The sequence below is a fragment of the Bacillus sp. B2-WWTP-C-10-Post-4 genome (assembly GCF_009183805.1).
In the GTDB taxonomy this organism is placed as follows: Bacteria; Bacillota; Bacilli; order Bacillales; family Bacillaceae_G; genus Bacillus_A; species Bacillus_A cereus.
The window spans coordinates 5,772-10,932 of sequence record NZ_WEII01000119.1; the positions used below are offsets into that span (position 1 = coordinate 5,772).

Below are 5,161 nucleotides of genomic sequence, written 5' to 3' on the forward strand. Positions count from 1 at the left end.
TGTAATTTCACTGCATCCTTTTGTACATCTAAATCAAAAGCATTTTTCATTATTAATTCCTCCCTATTAAATATTCGCACAGTAGAAGTGCAATTGAATTATTAAGTTATCAAATTATCGGGTTATTTAAAATTAGCATCCGAATGAAATACAAATAGCTGTTGGACAACGACGAAGAGATTGCTTAATGATTGTACCAATTGTATCTGGTTGTACATCACCTTGTAATTTCACTGCATCCTTTTGTACATCTAAATCAAAAGCATTTTTCATTATTAATTCCTCCAAATGAGTTTTTTTGTTTGTGATCACACTATTAAATTACATTATTTTCATATTATTGTAAATACATGTTATATTAAGAATATTTTATTTAATTCTTCGAATCTTTTCTTATGTTTCACAAATATTAAAATTATTACAAAATTAATAATTTTAATCCTTTCGATTTACTTAATTTTCATTTTAAAGTAAAATATATTGCGATTTTAAAACAAAACCTATTTTGATGGCAAAATACTGAAAATCCACACCTCAAATCCTGAAAAATCCAAATAAAAAGGTTGAATTCTAGTACAAAATCTCTAAAACTCTTGAAAGTGATTTTTTAAATTACTTTCAAGAGTTTTCTGTAAAATTGCTATGTAAATTATTTGGTCAGGCTTATTTATATATTCAGTGTACGCTAGTTCATCATCATACTGATCTTGTAAATAACTTCTCTCATAACTTGGAATGTCTTCTACTGTATATTCTATTTGCTTATTTACTTTTGAAAGAGAAAGAATTAACTGAGGGTTCACTATAAAACTATCATCAATCTCCGGTAAGTCGTCTAAATCATTTACTTCTAACTCTCTAATTAAAAGGTTCATCGTATTCTCCTTTACGGGGTACCTCCAATTCATACTATTTCCCCTAGTTCTTTATGTGACTCTAATTTACTAACTGATTAGGGCTATTGCAAATCAAAATAATAAAACCGCATCTCCAATTATTAGATAACTATCTAATACATTGGAGATGCGGTTCACTTAGGTCATTGATGTCTCAGCTCTTCTCTTTATTTGAAAATTACATCTACCATACTAATTTAATATTATATTCCTGAAGCCAACCATTAACTTGAAGTAAATAATCTATTATACCTCGTGCATCATTACCTGAAATTACTTCGTCTTTTCCTTCTGCAATAGCACGAACTCTTTCTACATTAATTAATGGCAAAATAGGTGATTCAGGATTGTTCAACACATCTAACATCCAATCACTAATACCTTGTAGATAAGAGGCATCCTTTGTGCTTGGATATGCACTTTTTTTGCGATAACGTACATCTTCTGGAAGTACATTTTCAAAAGCTCGACGTAAAATACCTTTTTCAATATTGTCTATGCTTTTCATTTCGAATGGGACATTCCATAAGTATTCTACAAGCCGGTAATCGCAAAATGGAACTCGTACTTCAAAGCCATTCATCATACTTGTGCGATCTTTTCGTTCTAACATAAATGGCAAGAAACGAGTAATAAACATGTAAGACATTTGACGTTGCTTCATTTGCAGATCACTTTCACCTTCTAAAAAGGGAACCTCAGCAACCGCATCTTCAAATTTTTGTTTTTGATATTTTCCAGGGCTAATCTTAGCTTTAAAATCCTCTGATAAAATTTCTGTACTATACCATAAATTAACACTCCAAGGGAATATCTCTGCATCTAGAAACTTCTCTTGATGGAACCATGGATATCCTGAGAATACTTCATCTGCGGATTCGCCTGAAAGTGCAACTGTTGCGTCTTTTTTCATTTCCTTAAATAGCAAATAAAGAGACGTTTCTAGTTCTCCAACTCCAGGTAGATCACGCGCTCGCATTGGAGTTAATAAATACTCTATTAAACTATCTGATCCTAACTCTATAGAATGATGCTTTGTTCCTACATATTCAGCCACACGTTTCACCCAAGGTTCATCACGATCAAAACGAAGGAAGTCTTGCTCAAAGTCTTTTTCATCATTGATGAAATTCAGGGAATATGTATGAAGACGTTCCCCTTTATTCCCAAATTCATTTCCTGCTAAACCTGTTAAACCACTGGAATCTAAACCTCCGGAAAGCATAGATACCACTGGTTTATCAGCAATTAACTGACGTTTAACCGTATCTTGTAAAATGGAGCGGATTGTCTCGACTGTTGTATCAATATCATCAACATGTTTTTTACTTTCAAGTTTCCAATACTGTGTCGTAGTCGAGCCATTAGAGGTAAATGTCATATAATGGCCAGCACGCACTTCATGTATATCCTTGAAAATAGCATGACCAGGAGTACGTGTTGGTCCAAGGCAGAATATTTCAGAAAGTCCTTCTTTATCTACCTCAGCATCTACAAGTGGATGCGAAAGTAAAACTTTTAACTCTGAACCAAAGAGAATTGCGCTTCCCCTTTGAGCGAAAAATAAAGGCTTCACGCCTAGATGGTCACGACCAAGCATCAATTTCCCAAATCTTTCATCCCAAATACCAAAAGCAAAAATCCCATTTAAATGTTGAACACAATCTTCTTGCCACTCTAAGTAAGCATGTAGTAATACCTCTGTATCTGACTTGGTCTGAAATTCATGACCTTTCTCCTCAAGTTCTTTACGTAATTCTTGATAGTTATAAATTTCTCCATTGAACGTAAGGCCAATCGTATCATTTCCATCTTTATACAGCATAGGTTGAAGGCCACCTTCAGGATCAATGACGATGAGACGTCGATGACCTAATGCCGCTCGTTTTGAAAACCAATGCCCCTCTGCATCAGGTCCTCGGTGAATGATAGCATCTGTCATTTTTTTTAACGTTTCTTGTTCATGAGACAGGTCTTTAGACCAGTCTATCCACCCTGCAATTCCACACATAGTATCTACCTTCTCTCAAATAGTATAGAAACCGACTAAAATTCAATATCAGTCGGTTTTCCGTAAAAAAATCCGACTAAAAACATCTTTTAGTCATGTTTATATAATAAAATGAATTGAATAAAAAATCAAATAATTCACTCAAGAAAGAAATCACTGTCCCCTTTCACTTGAATTCCCATCGTCCGATTATAAAAATTATTACCTCAAACTTTCAACTTTATCCCTAGGTTATAAAGTTGCATTCTATTATAGTTATATACTAGAAATAAGAATGGTGTATGTTATTCTATAAGAAGCAACTAGGGGCCTTTCTATTAAGCTAAAAAAAATGACAAGTAGAATGATAGAGAATGTAATGAAAGAAAACTTCGCTAAATATTTCAAGGATAGGGTGTAGACAATGATCAAATTAGAAAAAGAAAATAAAAAGATGAAAATCATTCAATCTGCCACAATACTGTTCTCTACGCGTGGTGTCCGTAACACAACAGTTGATGAAATTGCAAAGACAGCTAAAGTTGGTAAAGGTACTATTTATTATTACTATACAGATAAAACTGAAATATTATGCGACTGCTATATGCGTCATATTCAGCTTAAGCGCTCACAATTATTTAATTTATATAAAGAAGAAAAAGATGTTTTACTTCGAATACAAAAAATTCTTCATTATATCAGCCTAGAATATCATCAAGATCCATTTGTTTCTACACTCTTTCAAGAATATAAAGAGTACCATTCACCTGAAATTACAACTTGTTTTAAACAATCTGAAGAAGAAGCAATTAACATGATAAGTAATTTACTCGAAAAAGGTTATCAGCAAGGAGCTTTGCATAAGGTACCATTACCGCTTACAGCTTTTATGTTAGTACGAATGATTTTTAACTACGAACAGGATTATATAAAAGATGATAAAAGTGATACAGAATTTCTGCAGTTGCTAAAACATATGCTTCTTAAAAACTAGTTTTAACCACATATAAAAAATAAGTGCGGTGCAATTATATGAAGAAGAACGTGAATAATGGCGGTTTGTTATGAGTTCTTTCCACTCTAGACAAACATGCGAAATATCCAACGCTTATGTAGGAATGAATGAAAAAATAGTCCAGTAAAAAGAGCGTGTTTTCATCTATCTAAACACGCTCTTATAAATATTTAAACCCTATATGAATTGCCTATTCCATTCTAATTGTCTTTTAACTCATACATATCTTTTTATATTCGGTTATCATGCCAGAAATTTATTGGAAAATGATTGTTCTCATCATAAGCTTCAAATTCATACCCTTTTTCTTTTAACCCTTTTATAATTGCTGGAACTGCCGCGACAGATTGTGGATGAATATCGTGCATTAAAACAATTTCTTTTGAAGACGTTGCACCTGCTAAGACATTTTGAACAATTTTCGCAGCTGCTACATCAACAGGTAATTTATTGTATTTCCAATCTAAAGAATCAATTGTCCAATCCCATACTTTAAAATTATTTCCGACCACTTCATTTCGAAGTGATTCATTTAATCCAGGCATTGATCCATATGGTGGGCGTGTTAATTTCGGTGAGTTTCCAATAACATTTCTAATTAAAGATTGATCTTCTTTCATTTCCTTCACATATTCCTGATTGGTGTATAACTTTTTAAAATCATGTGTCATACTATGCATGCCCACATAATGGTTTTCTACATGCTCTCGTTTCACTAAATCTGGGAACCTTTTCACATTATCGCCAATTAAAAAGAATGTTGCTTTTACATCATTTTTCTTTAATACATCTAATAGGTTAGCTGTATATTTTCCTGGTCCATCATCAAAAGTTAAATATGCAACTTTCCTTTCTTTACCATCAAAACGATTAGGTACCGATTTTTTTAATTCATTTTTAGGTAGACTGCTCACTTGTTGAACACTGTTTCCCTCTTCCGCATTTACCAGCTTAGGATTTGTAATAGATTGAAACATGTAATACCCTATTGCTACTAATGTAATAGCCAACAATACACTTATAATTCTTTTTTTCTTAAGCTTAATTTTCATATTATAATCTTCTTTCTATCAAATCATTCCACTTTAAGTCGTTTAGTTTTATTATTCTATTAGCTTATTAAGTTTTTTAACTTAACCAATCTCAATTTTGGACTAATCATTTTAATAATCTATATAGGTGAAAATTAGTGCCCTGCACTAGCGTTCATGGCATTTCCTATAATAGTTAAAACTACCGGAAATAATACTGGTCCTAAGG

At 32.5% G+C, this 5,161-nt stretch carries 4 protein-coding genes and 2 pseudogenes; 1 reads left to right on the top strand and 5 read right to left on the bottom strand.

What is annotated here, in order from left to right:
• Positions 1-132: 132 nt before the first annotated feature.
• The 3 genes and pseudogenes from GBN78_RS30425 to asnB all read right to left on the bottom strand — a co-directional run bounded on the left by GBN78_RS30425 (position 133) and on the right by asnB (position 2,907).
• The gene (locus tag GBN78_RS30425) at positions 133-273 is read right to left on the bottom strand and encodes a type A lantibiotic (RefSeq protein ID WP_153600587.1); all 141 of its coding nucleotides are present in this window, start codon (positions 271-273) and stop codon (positions 133-135) included.
• Positions 274-620: 347 nt separating this feature from the next.
• Positions 621-875 (bottom strand): annotated as a pseudogene (locus GBN78_RS25685) (GNAT family N-acetyltransferase); the annotation flags it as partial.
• A gap of 205 nt (positions 876-1,080) precedes the next feature.
• Positions 1,081-2,907, bottom strand: coding sequence for an asparagine synthase (glutamine-hydrolyzing) (gene asnB, locus GBN78_RS25690; RefSeq protein WP_076775123.1), 1,827 nt, complete (start codon positions 2,905-2,907; stop codon positions 1,081-1,083).
• Positions 2,908-3,310: 403 nt separating this feature from the next.
• On the opposite strand from asnB, the gene GBN78_RS25695 reads away from it, so the two are divergent.
• Complete coding sequence (locus tag GBN78_RS25695; protein ID WP_000593069.1) at positions 3,311-3,880, top strand: TetR/AcrR family transcriptional regulator; 570 nt, start codon at positions 3,311-3,313, stop codon at positions 3,878-3,880.
• Between the two features lie 251 nt (positions 3,881-4,131).
• On the opposite strand, the gene GBN78_RS25700 is transcribed toward GBN78_RS25695, so the two are convergent.
• Positions 4,132-4,953 (bottom strand): peptidoglycan-N-acetylglucosamine deacetylase, encoded by an 822-nt coding sequence (locus tag GBN78_RS25700; RefSeq protein ID WP_076775125.1) that lies wholly within the window; start codon positions 4,951-4,953, stop codon positions 4,132-4,134.
• Between the two features lie 134 nt (positions 4,954-5,087).
• Positions 5,088-5,161, bottom strand: a pseudogene (locus GBN78_RS31260) (DUF3902 family protein); the annotation flags it as partial.